The organism is Streptomyces sp. NPDC042002, from assembly GCF_055588305.1.
The window spans coordinates 28,296-42,358 of the sequence record NZ_JBVJCT010000026.1; the positions used below are offsets into that span (position 1 = coordinate 28,296).

Genomic DNA, 14,063 nt, shown 5'->3' on the forward strand with positions numbered 1-14,063 from the left:
GGTGGGGGTGTGGGGGTTTGGGGTAGTCGGCCACAAAACGGAACCCTGGTGGGGGGGGTCGCGACGACTCCCCCGCGAACCCCCACTGCACCCCCCCCCCCCCCCCCCCCCCCCCCCCCCGGCCCCGGAACGTCGACCGGGTCGGGGGACTCAGCCCTGGACCGCCGCCGGGTCCATCCACATGACCTCCCACGTGTGGCCGTCCGGGTCGTCGAAGGCGCGGCCGTACATGAAGCCCTGGTCCTGCGTTTCGCCGGTGCCCGAGCCGCCCGCCGCGATGGCGGCGTCGACCAGCTCGTCGACCTTCTCGCGGCTCTCGGCGCTCAGACACAGCAGCACCTCGCTGGTCTTCGTCGCGTCCGCGATCTGCTTCTTGGTGAAGTCCGCGTAGCGCTGCTTGCCGAGCATCATCGCGATGATCGTGTCGCTGATCACCACACAGGCGCAGTCGTCGGTGGAGAACTGCGGGTTGATCGTGTAGCCGAGCTCCGTGAAGAACTTCTTCGAGGTGTCCACATCGGACACCGGCAGGTTCACGAAGATCATCTGCTGGTACATGCGAGGGTCTCCCGTCAGTGTTGTGCCGTTCGCGGGGATAGACCGCCGGCCCGCCCTGAACTCATCGCCCGGCGCGGACTTTTTCCCCGGGGACCGTGCCGAACCGTCCGCGGGCCGATCAGCTGATCAGCGGAAGAGCGGCCAGTTCGGCGACCACCCAGGTCAGCGGGGCGAACGCGACGAACAGCGCCCCGGCACGCAGGGCCGCGGCTCCGCGCAGCAACGCGTTGGGCGCCCCCAGCCGCAGCAGCGCCGCCGTGGTGTCCGCACGGGCCTGCTTCGCCTCGACGGCGGCGGTCGCCAGCGTCAGCAGCGTGCACCCGGCGACCAGGAGGGCGCCGAGGGTGGTCAGCGGACCGAAGGCGGGCCGGGCACCGGTGTACAGCGTCGTCATGGCGAACCCGCCCGACGCCACCGCGCACACCACACCCAGCGGCTGCCCGATGCGCCGCGCCTCCGCCTGGAGCACCCGTCCGGCCAGCAGGCGCAGCGCGCCCGGACGTACGGCCTGGAGCAGACGCCCGCACAGATACGTGATCGCGGGCCCGGCGAGGGCCAGACCGACCGCCGTCAGCACCCAGCCGAGCAGCACCCCGGCAGGCCCGCCGACGAATCCGCCGGGCAGCGCGAGCGCCGGCGCGGGTCCCGAACGGCTCGCGTACGTCTCCACGGCCAGCCCGGCCGCCAGCGTGGCCGCGCCCCAGGGGAGCCCGTTCGGGGAGGCGTCCGGGGGCGGCAGCCGACGGGAGCCGGCCTCGGCGGCCCGGTGCCGGTCCGGGCGCGCTTCGGACGCGTCCGCACCCTCGTACGACACATCCGGACCGTCGTACGACACGTCCGCGTCCTCGTAGGAGGCGGGCGGCCCGGGGTGCCCGTGGGCGACGGCGCCCGAACGGTCCTGCGCGCCCACCCGGTGGGGTGTCTCCGCATCGGCGTACGCCTCGGCGGTCCAGTGGAAGTCGGCGCCGTCGGAGCCGTCCGTTCCGGGGGCTCGCGGGTCGGGCTGCGGGAGGGCGGCGCCGGCGTCGACGTCCGCCGACCCGTCCCGGAACCCGTCGCCCGTGCCGGTCACCGTGAATCCGTCGGTCGTGCCCGTCGTGGTGGTGGGGGCGGCGGTCATGCCGGTCGCGGTAGAGGGGACGGTCGTTCCGGTCGTGGTGGGGGCGGCGGGCGTTCCGCGACCTACATGACCGTCGCCCGTGGGCCGTCCGCCGCCCCGGGTCCCGCGCCGCGGAGCGCTCGCGACCGCGTTCTGCCGCGCCGACATCCAGGTGCGGCCGTACGACCACGGAGTGCGCTGCGGACCGCTGCGCCGTGGGCGCAGGACCACGGCGGACGCGCCGGAGGCCGCGGTCGGTACCACGGCGAGCAGCGTCAGGGCCGCGGGCAGGGGCAGGGACTGGCCGGCGGCGAGGAAGTCCGTCGCCGCGCCGCCGAACGGGATGCCGGTCAGGTCGCCCCGCAGGTGCAGGAAGAGGAGCAGGGCGAGCAGCGAGCCGAGGAGCGTGGACAGGGCCGTGGTGACGGCGGAGATCGCCATCAGCCGGCCCGGACCGAGGCCGATGGCGGACAGGCCGGGCCGGGGGCGGGTGGCGGGGTCGGTGCGGGCCACCGCGACGGCGAAGTAGACCGTGGCGGCGAGGGGGGCGACGCACCAGGCCAGGCGCAGCGCGCCGGCGGCCGAGGCGTCCGGATGGCTCATCGCGTAACCCAGCGTGCACAGCAGCAGGAACCCGGTGCCCGCGGAGGCGGCGGCGACCAGGAGCCGGCGGAGCTGGACGAGGGGGTGGCCCCCGCGGGCTAGACGGAGAGCGAGCACGCGGCCCGGCCTTCCGTCTCGGCGACCGGGGGCAGGTGGACGGTGTTCACACGCCGTCCGTCGAGCAGCGACACCGTGCGGTCGGCGAGCGCCGCGGTGTCCGCGTCGTGGGTGGCGAGGACGACGGTGATGCCGTGCGAGCGGGCGGCCGTGGTGAGCGTGCGCAGCGCGAGGGCGCGGTCGGCGCGGTGCAGCGGGGCCGTCGGCTCGTCGGCGAACAGCACGGTGGGGATGGGGGCGATCGCGCGGGCGATGGCCACGCGCTGCCGCTCGGCCTGGAGCAGGGCGTGCGGGCGCTTGCGGGCGCAGCCGCCGATGTCCAGGCGCTCCAGCCACTCCAGGGCGGTGGTCTTGGCGGCCCGGCGGGCCCAGCCGCGCAGCATCAGCGGGAGGGCGGCGTTCTCCCAGGCGTTCAGCTCGGGGACCAGCGTCGGGACCGGGTCGATCCAGCCGAACCGGTCCCGGCGCAGCCGCTCGCGGCTGAGCGGGCCCATGGTGTGCACGGGCGAGCTGTTGAACCAGACCTCGCCCCGCTGCGGCAGCAGCTGGCCGGACAGGCACTGGAGGAGGGTCGTCTTGCCGCTGCCGCGCGGGCCGCCGACGGCGAGGATCTCGCCCTCACGGACGCCGAGCGAGACACCGCTGAGCGCGGGCGAGCCGTTGTGCTTGACGTGCAGGGCGCGTGCCCAGAGCACGTCGTTGTCCGGCGGGGCCACCATCGCGTACACCTCGTTCAGATCTGACTGTGCCGTGCCCGGCGATCTCTTCGAGGTCGCTCGGTCCCCCGGACGAGGGAACGAAGGCAGGGCCGATCGGTCACACGGCACGCTAGGGAGTCGGGGCCGGGAGGCCGGACAGCACGCGGCCCCGGGGCGCCCATTCTCACTCGAACGGGCGCCACCGGGGCCGGTGTTGATCAGTCGGACGGAGGACCGGGGGCTGCCGGGGGAAATCGGCGGGGCCGGGCTCGCGGCTGAGGATCAGAGGCGCGGGATCAGAGCTTGGTCCACGCCTCCGTCAGGACCTGACGGACGATCCCCTCGATCTCGTCGAAGGTCGACTGGTCGGAGATCAGCGGCGGCGACAGCTGGATGACCGGGTCACCGCGGTCGTCGGCGCGGCAGTAGAGGCCGTACTCGAAGAGCTTCTTGGAGACGAAGCCGTAGAGCACGCGCTCCGACTCCTCGTCCGTGAAGGTCTCCTTGGTGGCCTTGTCCTTCACCAGCTCGATGCCGTAGAAGAAGCCGTTGCCGCGGACGTCGCCGACGATCGGCAGGTCGTGCAGCTTCTGCAGGGTCTTCAGGAAGTTCGCCTCGTTGTCCAGCACGTGCTGGTTGAGGCCCTCGCGCTCGAAGATGTCGAGGTTGGTCAGCGCCACGGCGGCGGAGACCGGGTGGCCGCCGAAGGTGTAGCCGTGCAGGAAGGTGTTGTCGCCCTTGTAGAACGGCTCGGCGACGCGGTCGGAGACGATGCACGCGCCGATCGGGGAGTAGCCCGAGGTCATGCCCTTGGCGCAGGTGATCATGTCCGGTACGTAGCCGAACTTGTCGCAGCCGAACATCGTGCCGAGGCGGCCGAAGGCGCAGATGACCTCGTCCGAGACCAGCAGTACGTCGTACTGGTCGCAGATCTCGCGCACGCGCTGGAAGTAGCCGGGCGGCGGCGGGAAGCAGCCACCGGCGTTCTGCACCGGCTCCAGGAAGACCGCGGCGACGGTCTCCGGGCCCTCGAAGAGGATCTCCTGCTCGATCTGGTCGGCGGCCCAGCGGCCGTAGGCCTCGGGGTCGTCGCCGAAGAGCGGGGCGCGGTAGATGTTGGTGTTGGGGACCTTGTGAGCACCCGGGACCAGCGGCTCGAAGGGGGCCTTCAGGGCCGGCAGGCCGGTGATGGACAGGGCGCCCTGCGGGGTGCCGTGATAGGCGACCGCACGCGAGATGACCTTGTACTTGGTCGGCTTGCCCTGCAGCTTGAAGTACTGCTTGGCCAGCTTCCACGCGGTCTCGACGGCCTCGCCGCCACCCGTCGTGAAGAACACCTTGTTCAGGTCGCCCGGCGCGTGGTGCGCGAGGCGCTCGGCCAGCTCGATGGCCTTGGGGTGGGCGTAGGACCACACCGGGAAGAAGGCCAGCTCCTGGGCCTGCTTGAAGGCCGTCTCGGCCAGCTCGGTGCGGCCGTGGCCGGCCTGGACCACGAACAGGCCCGCGAGACCGTCGAGGTAGCGCTTGCCCTTGTCGTCGTAGATGTAGGTGCCCTCACCCTTGACGATGGTGGGAACGGGCGCGTTCTCGTACGAGGACATGCGGGTGAAGTGCATCCACAGGTGGTCGTACGCGGTCTTGCTGAGGTCCTTGGTGCTCACGGCTATCGGGTTCCCCACATGTAGGTCTGCTTCTTGAGCTTCAGGTAGACGAAGCTCTCGGTGGAGCGCACCGCGGGCAGCGCCCGGATGCGTTTGTTGATGACGTCCAGCAGGTGGTCGTCGTCCTCGCAGACGATCTCGGCGAGGATGTCGAACGAGCCCGCGGTCATCACCACGTACTCGACTTCCGACATGGCAGTCAGCGCTTCGGCCACCGGGTCGAGGTCGCCCTCGACCGTGATGCCCACCATCGCCTGCCTGCGGAAGCCCACGGTGAGCGGGTCCGTGACGGCGACGATCTGCATGACGCCCTGGTCGAGCAGCTTCTGGACGCGCTGGCGTACGGCGGCCTCGGAGAGGCCCACGGCCTTGCCGATCGCGGCGTACGGGCGGCGTCCGTCCTGCTGGAGCTGCTCGATGATGGCGAGGGAGACGGTGTCCAACTGGGGACTGCCGTTCCTGGACTCGCGGGAGTCCCTGGGTTCCGCGCTTCGACTGACCACGACCCCACTGTGCACGACGTCTCGATAGTTCCGCAAGGATCAGGCGATGAAATTCGTTGTTTACAGGTACGTGTCTTGCGGATTTCGCAGTTCTGGGCCGTTCGGGGGTGTTGAAAACGTGGAGCCACGGATTAGGGTGGGGGCCAGGCATCTCAGGTAGTGGACACCTGAGTCGTTGGACATCCGACAGGAGGGCCGGGCAGTGAGCACCGAGCTGCGTCGTCTGCGCAATTACATCGACGGAGAGTTCCGCGATGCCGCCGATGGACGGACCACGGAGGTGGTCAATCCCGCGACCGGCGAGGCGTACGCGACCGCGCCGCTCTCCGGCCAGGCGGACGTCGACGCCGCGATGGCGGCTGCCGCCGCGGCCTTCCCCCAGTGGCGGGACAAGACCCCAGCCGAGCGCCAGAGGGCCCTCCTGAAGATCGCGGACGCGTTCGAGGAGCGGGCCGAGGAGCTGATCGCGGCCGAGGTGGAGAACACCGGCAAGCCGATCGGTCTGACCCGGTCCGAGGAGATCCCGCCGATGGTCGACCAGATCCGCTTCTTCGCGGGTGCCGCCCGCATGCTGGAGGGCCGCTCGGCCGGCGAGTACATGGAGGGCATGACCTCGATCGTCCGCCGCGAGCCGGTCGGCGTCTGCGCCCAGGTCGCGCCGTGGAACTACCCGATGATGATGGCGGTGTGGAAGTTCGCCCCGGCCCTCGCGGCGGGCAACACGGTCGTCCTGAAGCCCTCGGACACCACTCCGGCCTCCACCGTCCTGATCGCCGACATCCTCGGCGGCATCCTGCCCAAGGGCGTCTTCAACGTCATCTGCGGCGACCGCGACACCGGCCGCGCGATGGTCGAGCACCCGACCCCGGCGATGGCGTCCATCACCGGCTCGGTCCGCGCGGGCATCTCGGTCGCCGAGTCGGCGGCCAAGGACGTCAAGCGCGTCCACCTGGAGCTGGGCGGCAAGGCCCCGGTCGTCGTCTTCGAGGACACCGACATCGCCAAGGCCGTCGAGGACATCTCGGTCGCGGGCTTCTTCAACGCCGGCCAGGACTGTACGGCCGCCACCCGCGTCCTCGTCCAGGAGTCCATCCACGACGAGTTCGTCACCGCGCTCGCCAAGGCCGCCGCCGAGACGAAGACCGGCCAGCCGGACGACGAGGACGTGCTCTACGGCCCGCTGAACAACCCGAACCAGCTCAAGCAGGTCGCCGGGTTCATCGAGCGCCTGCCCGCGCACGCCAAGGTCGAGGCGGGCGGCAAGCAGGTCGGCGACAAGGGCTACTTCTACGCCGCGACCGTCGTCTCGGGCCTCAAGCAGGACGACGAGATCATCCAGAACGAGGTCTTCGGCCCGGTCATCACCGTCCAGTCCTTCTCGGACGAGGCCCAGGCCATCGAGTGGGCCAACGGCGTCGACTTCGCCCTCGCCTCCTCGGTGTGGACCAAGGACCACGGCCGCGCGATGCGCCTGTCCAAGTCCCTCGACTTCGGCTGTGTGTGGATCAACACCCACATCCCGCTGGTCGCCGAGATGCCGCACGGCGGCTTCAAGAGGTCCGGCTACGGCAAGGACCTGTCGGGGTACGGCTTCGAGGACTACACGCGCATCAAGCACGTGATGACGTCGCTCGACGCGTAGTACGTACGGTGTGAACCACACGGCCCCGGCCGGGAGTCGATCCCGTCCGGGGCCGCTGTGTTCCCCCCTCCGGGCAGGCTCGGGCGCTCTCGGTCACGATCGAGAGCGAGGGCAGCTCACGTAACTGATGCCGGCCTTCTTCAGGATCGGCGCGCACGCCTTCACGTCGGCCCGGTAGCTCTTCGACGTCGGGTCGAACTGCTTGCCCGCCTTCATCCGCACGCTCATCGGCACATGGCCCTGCTCGCCCTTCGAGGCCCCGGCGGGCAGACTCCCCCTGATTCCCCGGCCGATGGCCACGCGCCCGGAATTCCCGAAGCGCTCGGAAAGGGATCGACAGGGTGTCGGGTCGGCGGGCGACTGGTCGACGCAGCGTCCATTGTCCGGACCGAGCCAGGGCCCGCATGCTCGGCGCGTGCCAGTGAATCGGAAGACCTCGCCCCTGTCCCGCCGGTCCCTGCTGCGCGCCCTGGGCGGTGGTGCCGCGCTCGGAGCCCTGGCGGGATGCGGGGTGCCGGCGGCGTACGTGGGACCGGGCGACCGCGCCGGAGCCGATCTCTCCGCCACGGACAAGCGGCTGACCTGGGCGAACTGGCCGTTGTACATCGACACCGATGACAAGGACACCACTCGGCGGCCGACGCTGGAGGCCTTCGAGAAGCGCACCGGGATCTCCGTCGACTACATCGAGGAGATCAACGACAACGACGAGTTCTTCGGCAAGATCAGCCCGTCCCTGATGAACCACCAGCGGACCGGCCGCGACCTCATCGTCATCAGCGACTGGATGTGCGCCCGTTTCGTCCGGCTCGGCTGGGTCCAGGAGATGGACCGGGCCAAGCAGCCGAACATCACCAAGTACCTCGACCCGCTGCTGAGTTCGCCCGCCTTCGACCCCGGCCGCAAGTCCTCGGTGCCGTGGCAGTCGGGGATCACCGGCATCGCGTACAACCGCCGCAAGGTCGGCCGCGAGATCAAGCACGTGTCCGATCTGTGGGCCGACGACCTCAAGGGCCGGGTCACCCTGCTCTCCGGCCTCGACGAGGCGTTCGCGCTGCTCATGCAGGCGAACGGCGTCGACATCACGCGGTGGAAGGCGGACGACTTCCACCAGGTGTGCGAGCAGGTCGAGAAGCGGGTCCGCAGCGGCCAGATCCGCCGCTTCACCGGCAACGACTACATCAAGGACCTCTCCAGCGGCGATGTCCTGGCCTGCCAGGCCTACTCGGGCGACGTGATCCAGCTCCAGGCCGACGACCCCGACATCCGTTTCGTCGTTCCCGAGGAGGGCGCCGAGCTGTGGGCGGAGTCGCTGATGATCCCCAACCTGGCCCGGCACAAGGCCAACGCGGAGCAGCTCATCGACTACTACTACGAGCCCGAGGTCGCCGCGGAGCTGGCCGCCTGGGTCAACTACGTCTGTCCGGTCCCCGCCGCCCAGGACGTCCTCGCCGCCTCCAAGGACAAGGACACCGCCGCCCTCGCCGAGGACCCCCTGATCTTCCCGGACTCGACCATGCGCAAGCGCCTCGCGATCGCCCGCGACATCACCTCCACCGAACGAACGGAGTTCGCCAAGCGCTGGAACGCGATAGCGGGGTTGTGAGCCGCGGGCCGGTGGACGGCGTGCTCCGGCACGGAGCGCCCGGTGGCGGCGCGCGTTGGACCGCCTGTGCGTGTAACAGCAATGTATTAGGGGGTGGTTGGGCGGAACGGTGCGCCGGTCGGGCGGCTCTTGGTGGTCAGAAACGGCCGCTCGTACCGACTTGTACCGACTCGTACCGAGCGGCCGGTCCTGCCAACCGATGCTGAGGAAGAAACCGATGCGCGTCCACAAGCTCACCTTCGCGGCCCTGGCCGTTGCCGCGGGTCTCTCGCTCACCGCCTGCAACAACGGCGATGACAGCGCGGGCCGGAGCGGCCCGTCGTCCGCGTCCAACGCGTCCACCGCGTCGTCCGCGTCCCCCTCGGGCGGCGGTTCGGGCTCGGGCGGTTCGGATCAGAGCGGAGGGAAGGAGTCCGCCGGGACGAGCTCCGCCGGGACGAGCTCCGGCGGGAAGGGTGCGACCGCCGGGACCGGCTCCGGCAGGACCGGCCAGGTCGGCAGGTGCCACACCGACGACTTGCAGATCACGGCAACGGACAACACGATCAGCGGCGACCCCGACGGCACCGTCACGGTGCAGTTGAGGAACCGCGGCGGCCGGGACTGCGCGATCTCCGGGTACGCGGGCGTCGACCTGAAGACCGGCGCGGGGTCACTGTCCGCGAAGCGAACCGGTGAGAAGGCCGACCCGGTCATCCTCAAGAACGGCCGGTCGACGGCCTTCGGCATCAACTACCCGCTCAACAAGTCGGGTGGCTCCGGCGTCCGCGTCACGGGCCTGCTGGTGACCCCGCCGAACGAGACGAAGACGGTCACCCTCGCCTGGCCGGGCGCCGGCACGCTGCCCGTCACGGACGGCTCCGGCTCCCCGGTGAAGGTCGGACCGGTCGGAAACGCCGGCCAGGGCGGCTGACCCGCACGCCCCGGGTGTGGCTTCGCACTTGTCGCTGCCGGCGAGGCGGAGGGCGAAGCCCCCGCGGTCCGGCCGAGAGCGGGCGGGCCGGCGGCGCGGAGCCGCCGCCGGCGGCGACTGCCGCGGTCTGCTCCGGGCCGCCCCTGTTGGCACGGTGGCCTGCTTGACGAGCTCCGCGACGGCTTCCGGCCGGGAGACGTGGACGGCGTGGCTTCCGGCGCCCTCCGTCACCGTGGCTCCGGCTCGCTCGGCCATCGTGCGCTGTGCAGGCGGCGGGATCACGCGGTCCCCGGTCGAGACGAGATACCAGCTCGGCTTGGCACGCCAGGCGGCCTCCGTCACTCTCCCGTTGAGAGCCTCCGCACCCCAGGGAACCTGCGAGTCCACCATGAACTGAGCGTCCTCGGGCGCCACATCGCCCGCGAGCGACGCGGCGAACCTGGTTCCGCGCCGGGCGAGGCGTACCGGAAGGCGCGGACACACCCCCGCACGCCTTTGCCTCCCCTTTACAACCCCGTCCGCCGCCGGCTCGTCTCTCCGCTCGATCCGTAACGCAGCCCGCCGTGCCAACAGGCGGGCGGACCGACGAAAGAGAGCGATTCATGCGCCGAACCGTCTTCAGTGCCACGGCACTCGCGTGCACCGCCGTGCTGGTGGGCACGGTGCCCGCGTTCGCCGACGGGGCCTCCGCGAGCCCCACGGCCCGTCCGAGCGTCAGCGCCTCACCGGCCCCCGCGAGCCCCCGGGCGACCCGGCAGCCCTCCACCGCACCCAGCGCCGCACCGACCCGGGCGCCGGCCTCGCGGCAGGTCTCCGTCCGGCCGAGCGGGGCGCCCGACACCGGGGTGGCGCCGACGGCGTCGCAGTCCTCTGGGCCGGGCGGGCTGATCGGCGGGAGCGCCGCCGCGGTCCTCGTCGCGGGCGCGGCGGTCCTCGTCGTGCGCCGTCGGCGGGCAACCGGGGAATGACGCCCTTCTCCAGGCGCGCGTTCGTCACCGCGGCGGTGGCCGCGCTGCTCGTGGGCTGCGGCGGCCATCCGGCCGGTCCGCCCGCGACAGCGCGGTCCCGCAGCACACCCTCGGTCCCGGGTACCGTCAGCACATCCCCGCCCCCGCGTACCGCCGCCGGGTCGGCACGTCCGCTGGGGCGTTCGGTCCCGGTCGGGCTGCGGATACCGGCCATCGGGGTCGACACCCCGGTCATGCGGCTGGGGCTGGCCCCGGACGGCAGCGTGCAGGTGCCGCCGATCGCCGCGCACGACCGGGCCGGCTGGTACCGGCACTCGCCGACGCCGGGTCAGACCGGTCCGTCGGTGATCCTCGGCCATGTCACGGTCGGCGCGTACGGGGACGGCGTCTTCCGCCGCCTCGCGCGGCTGCGGCACGGCGACCGGATCGTGGTGCGCCTGGAGAACGGCCGGTCGGCGGTGTTCGCCGTCACCGGCGTCCGCACGGTCGCCAAGGCCGACTTCCCGACGGACGAGGTCTACGGGGATGTGGGCCGCCCGGAGCTGCGGCTCATCACCTGTGGAGGTCCCCGGTCCGGTAGCGGCTACCTCGACAACGTGATCGTGTTCGCGGCCCTGACCTCCGCGAACCCCTGACCCGCCGGCCGCATCCCGCGGTGCCCGGGTTCCCGACCCGTCCCCCCTCCGGGTCCGCCGTGGACCCGGAGGCGGGATCCTGGGCCGATGGACCTTAGGTCCTTGGCCCGGGATCCTTCCCTTCGAGTGCCGTCACGACCATGGAGAATGTTGAAAGGGTCCCGTGAGAAGGCAGCGTCCGAGCTGTTCGCCGCCCTCTATCCGCGCCTCGCCGGCTGGTGCCGCCGGCTCGTCGACGACGACGGGACGGCCCATGAGATCGCCTCGGAGGCGTTCACCCGGTTGTGGGCCCGCTGGACCTCCGTGGCCGAGCCGCGCGGGTTCCTCTACGTCACCGCGGCCAACCTCGTCCGGGACCACTGGCGCAAGCTGGAGCGGGAACGCAGGGCCGTGCACCGGGCGACCGTCGAGGCCGTCGTCGGCCCGCGCAACGAACAGACCGATCCGTCCGTACGTCTGCTGGTGCAGTCGCTTCCCGAACGGCTGCGCGTCCCGATCCTGCTGCACTACTACGCTGACATGCCGATCCGGGAGGTGTCCGCGCTGACCGGGCGCAAGGAAGGAACCATCAAGGCCGATCTCCACGCGGCCCGCGAACTGCTCCGCGCCCACCTGAGGAGAAGTCTTGATCACACACTCTGACGATGGTCCGGACTTCGGCCCCGACGACCCGCTCGCCGTCATCATGCGGCCCCCCGCCGACTACCTCGGACCACCCGCCGGCCGCTACGAGGCGATCCGCCGGGGTGCGGCCCGTCGCCGGCTGCTGCGCGCCGCGGCCGGGGTCGGCGTGGCGTGTGCCGTCGGCGCTCTCGTCGTGCTGCCGCTGCGGTCGGCCGCGCCGCAGTCACCCGTGTCCCCGGTGCCCCCGCTGGCGCCGCCGCCCGCGAGCGGTCCGTCGGCCGGGCCCTCGACGTCGGCGTCGCCGAAGCCTGTCAGCCCCCGTCCCCGGGAGTCCGGCCGTTCTTCCCGGACCACGGCGCCGAGCACCGCGCCCGTTCCCACCGCGCGGACCGCCTCGTCCGTCCCCGCCCGCACTCCGTCGCCGACACCCACCTCCGTCACGGTCCAGCCGTCCGCCGCCAGGACCCGGGCCGTCCCCACTCCGTCGAGAGTGGTCCAGCGGTAGAGGTGCGGGGCGGGTGTCCGTGGGCTGAGCGCGACAAGGGCAGCGGCCGGTGGAGCCGGCGCCGGCGGCTGCGGTTCGCGGCGGGGCCCGGGTGACGGCTTGTGGCGCGCGTGGGGCCCGGGGTGGCGGTTTGTGGCGCGCGTGGAGGCCGGGTGGTGGCTCGATGCGTGCGTGGGGTTCCGGGCCCCTGCCCGGTTCCGTTCGACGCGCCCCCGGTAGCCTTCCAGCCCCGCGCGGGCGCCGCCCATAAAGCGGCCCTTCATCACCCATAAGTCAGCCTTATGAGGTCATAGCCCGGACCCGCCTACTGACTTAGGTTTGCCTCAGTTTAGGCTTCCCGTCGAGTCCCCTGCCCCTGCTCGAAGGGAATCTGATCATGCCTCGCCCTCTGCGGGTAGCCATTGTCGGAGCCGGCCCCGCCGGAATCTACGCCGCCGACGCGCTGCTGAAATCCGCAGTGGCCGCCGAGCCCGGTGTCTCCATCGACCTGTTCGAGCGGATGCCGGCCCCGTTCGGTCTCATCCGCTACGGCGTCGCCCCCGATCATCCCCGGATCAAGGGCATCATCACGGCCCTGCACCAGGTGCTCGACAAGCCGCAGATCCGCCTCTTCGGCAACGTCGACTACCCGCGCGACATCAGCCTCGACGATCTGCGCGCCTTCTACGACGCGGTGATCTTCTCCACGGGCGCGACGGCCGACCGGGCTCTCGACATCCCCGGCCTCGACCTCGACGGTTCGTACGGCGCGGCGGACTTCGTCTCCTGGTACGACGGTCACCCGGACGTTCCGCGCACCTGGCCGCTGGAGGCGGAGAAGGTCGCCGTCCTCGGTGTCGGCAACGTCGCGCTGGACGTGGCCCGCATCCTCGCCAAGACCGCCGACGAGCTGCTGCCCACCGAGATCCCGCCGAACGTCCACGAGGGACTCAAGGCCAACAAGGCCCTCGAGGTCCACGTCTTCGGCCGCCGCGGCCCGGCGCAGGCCAAGTTCAGCCCGATGGAGCTGCGCGAGCTTGACCACTCGCCGAACATCGAGGTCATCGTCGACCCCGAGGACATCGACTACGACGAGGGCTCGATCGCCACCCGGCGCGGCAACAAGCAGGCCGACATGGTCGCCAAGACCCTGGAGAACTGGGCGATCCGCGACACCGGAGACCGCCCGCACAAGCTGTTCCTGCACTTCTTCGAGTCGCCCACCGAGATCCTCGGAGAGAACGGCGAGGTCGTCGGCCTGCGCACCGAGCGCACCGCCCTCGACGGCACCGGGAACGTCAAGGGCACCGGCGAGTTCAAGGACTGGGACGTCACCGCCGTCTACCGCGCCGTGGGCTACCTCTCCGACAGCCTGCCCAAGCTGCCCTGGGACGTCGACTCGGGCACGGTGCCGGACGCGGCCGGCCGTGTGCTGGAGGACTCCGGCGAGCACCTGCGGTCCACGTACGTCACCGGCTGGATCCGGCGCGGGCCCATCGGCCTGATCGGCCACACCAAGGGCGACGCCAACGAGACGGTCGCGAGCCTGCTCGACGACCACGCGAACGGCCGCCTGCGCACGCCCACTTCGCCCGAGCCGGCCGCCGTCGACGCCTTCCTCGGCGAGCGGGACGTCCGCTTCACCACGTGGGACGGCTGGCACCGGCTGGACGCCGCGGAGAAGGCGCTCGGTGAACCGCAGGGCCGCGAGCGCGTGAAGCTCGTCGAGCGCGAGGACATGCTGAGGGCGAGCGGCGCCTGAGCCTCCGAGCCCTTGGGCAAGGACGGTTTTGAACGCGTTCAAGTCGGAGCGTACGCTCCCGGCACGAGCGCCGGAGCCGCCCTGCTCAAGGGCATCCGTGAGCGTCTGGAGCGCTCACCCCGGACCGGGCGACCGCACCGGCACCGGCTGCCTGACCGCTCCGGTGCTCGCCACGCGACGACTCCGGTAC

The 14,063-nt window shown here is 71.5% G+C and carries 14 protein-coding genes and 1 pseudogene; 7 read left to right on the plus strand and 8 right to left on the minus strand.

The features are described from left to right. Positions 1-150: 150 nt before the first annotated feature. The 5 genes from ACZ6KY_RS29505 to ACZ6KY_RS29525 form a co-directional block, all read right to left on the minus strand. Entirely contained in the window at positions 151-558 is a 408-nt protein-coding gene (locus tag ACZ6KY_RS29505; protein WP_469313308.1) for a VOC family protein, read from the minus strand. A gap of 118 nt (positions 559-676) precedes the next feature. Beyond that, a complete protein-coding gene (locus tag ACZ6KY_RS29510; protein ID WP_469313309.1) occupies positions 677-2,377 on the minus strand; it encodes a hypothetical protein in 1,701 nt (566 codons plus the stop codon). After that, complete coding sequence (locus ACZ6KY_RS29515) at positions 2,359-3,096, minus strand: ABC transporter ATP-binding protein (protein ID WP_469313310.1); 738 nt, start codon at positions 3,094-3,096, stop codon at positions 2,359-2,361. Before ACZ6KY_RS29515 ends, ACZ6KY_RS29510 begins: the two co-directional genes overlap by 19 nt. Positions 3,097-3,371: 275 nt before the next feature. Beyond that, entirely contained in the window at positions 3,372-4,754 is a 1,383-nt protein-coding gene (locus tag ACZ6KY_RS29520) for an aspartate aminotransferase family protein (RefSeq protein WP_469313311.1), read from the minus strand. Then, positions 4,739-5,254 (minus strand): Lrp/AsnC family transcriptional regulator, encoded by a 516-nt coding sequence (locus tag ACZ6KY_RS29525; RefSeq protein ID WP_328553146.1) that lies wholly within the window; start codon positions 5,252-5,254, stop codon positions 4,739-4,741. Before ACZ6KY_RS29525 ends, ACZ6KY_RS29520 begins: the two co-directional genes overlap by 16 nt. Before the next feature lie 187 nt (positions 5,255-5,441). On the opposite strand from ACZ6KY_RS29525, the gene ACZ6KY_RS29530 reads away from it, so the two are divergent. Beyond that, complete coding sequence (locus ACZ6KY_RS29530) at positions 5,442-6,881, plus strand: gamma-aminobutyraldehyde dehydrogenase (protein ID WP_469313312.1); 1,440 nt, start codon at positions 5,442-5,444, stop codon at positions 6,879-6,881. Positions 6,882-6,974: 93 nt separating this feature from the next. Here the strand turns inward: ACZ6KY_RS29530 and ACZ6KY_RS29535 are convergent, their stop codons facing one another. Then, complete coding sequence (locus ACZ6KY_RS29535; protein ID WP_469313313.1) at positions 6,975-7,181, minus strand: hypothetical protein; 207 nt, start codon at positions 7,179-7,181, stop codon at positions 6,975-6,977. Positions 7,182-7,296: 115 nt separating this feature from the next. On the opposite strand from ACZ6KY_RS29535, the gene ACZ6KY_RS29540 reads away from it, so the two are divergent. Then, a complete protein-coding gene (locus ACZ6KY_RS29540) occupies positions 7,297-8,487 on the plus strand; it encodes an ABC transporter substrate-binding protein (protein WP_469313314.1) in 1,191 nt (396 codons plus the stop codon). Positions 8,488-8,704: 217 nt separating this feature from the next. Then, entirely contained in the window at positions 8,705-9,400 is a 696-nt protein-coding gene (locus ACZ6KY_RS29545) for a DUF4232 domain-containing protein (RefSeq protein WP_469313315.1), read from the plus strand. Positions 9,401-9,583: 183 nt separating this feature from the next. Here the strand turns inward: ACZ6KY_RS29545 and ACZ6KY_RS29550 are convergent. After that, a pseudogene (locus ACZ6KY_RS29550) lies at positions 9,584-9,883 on the minus strand (alpha/beta fold hydrolase); the annotation flags it as partial. Between the two features lie 119 nt (positions 9,884-10,002). Here ACZ6KY_RS29550 and ACZ6KY_RS29555 point away from each other — a divergent pair. The 3 genes from ACZ6KY_RS29555 to ACZ6KY_RS29565 all read left to right on the plus strand — a co-directional run bounded on the left by ACZ6KY_RS29555 (position 10,003) and on the right by ACZ6KY_RS29565 (position 11,645). Next, entirely contained in the window at positions 10,003-10,368 is a 366-nt protein-coding gene (locus ACZ6KY_RS29555) for a sortase-dependent protein (protein ID WP_469313316.1), read from the plus strand. Next, complete coding sequence (locus ACZ6KY_RS29560; RefSeq protein WP_328553135.1) at positions 10,365-11,003, plus strand: class F sortase; 639 nt, start codon at positions 10,365-10,367, stop codon at positions 11,001-11,003. The genes ACZ6KY_RS29555 and ACZ6KY_RS29560 overlap by 4 nt, the downstream gene beginning before the upstream one ends. 150 nt (positions 11,004-11,153) lie before the next feature. Then, entirely contained in the window at positions 11,154-11,645 is a 492-nt protein-coding gene (locus ACZ6KY_RS29565; RefSeq protein WP_469313371.1) for an RNA polymerase sigma factor, read from the plus strand. Between the two features lie 84 nt (positions 11,646-11,729). On the opposite strand, the gene ACZ6KY_RS29570 is transcribed toward ACZ6KY_RS29565, so the two are convergent. After that, complete coding sequence (locus tag ACZ6KY_RS29570) at positions 11,730-12,107, minus strand: hypothetical protein (protein ID WP_328553134.1); 378 nt, start codon at positions 12,105-12,107, stop codon at positions 11,730-11,732. Positions 12,108-12,508: 401 nt separating this feature from the next. Between ACZ6KY_RS29570 and ACZ6KY_RS29575 the strand changes: the two genes are divergently transcribed. Continuing rightward, positions 12,509-13,873: an FAD-dependent oxidoreductase gene (locus tag ACZ6KY_RS29575; protein ID WP_469313317.1), complete on the plus strand. Its 1,365-nt coding sequence runs from the start codon at positions 12,509-12,511 to the stop codon at positions 13,871-13,873. Positions 13,874-14,063: the final 190 nt, after the last annotated feature.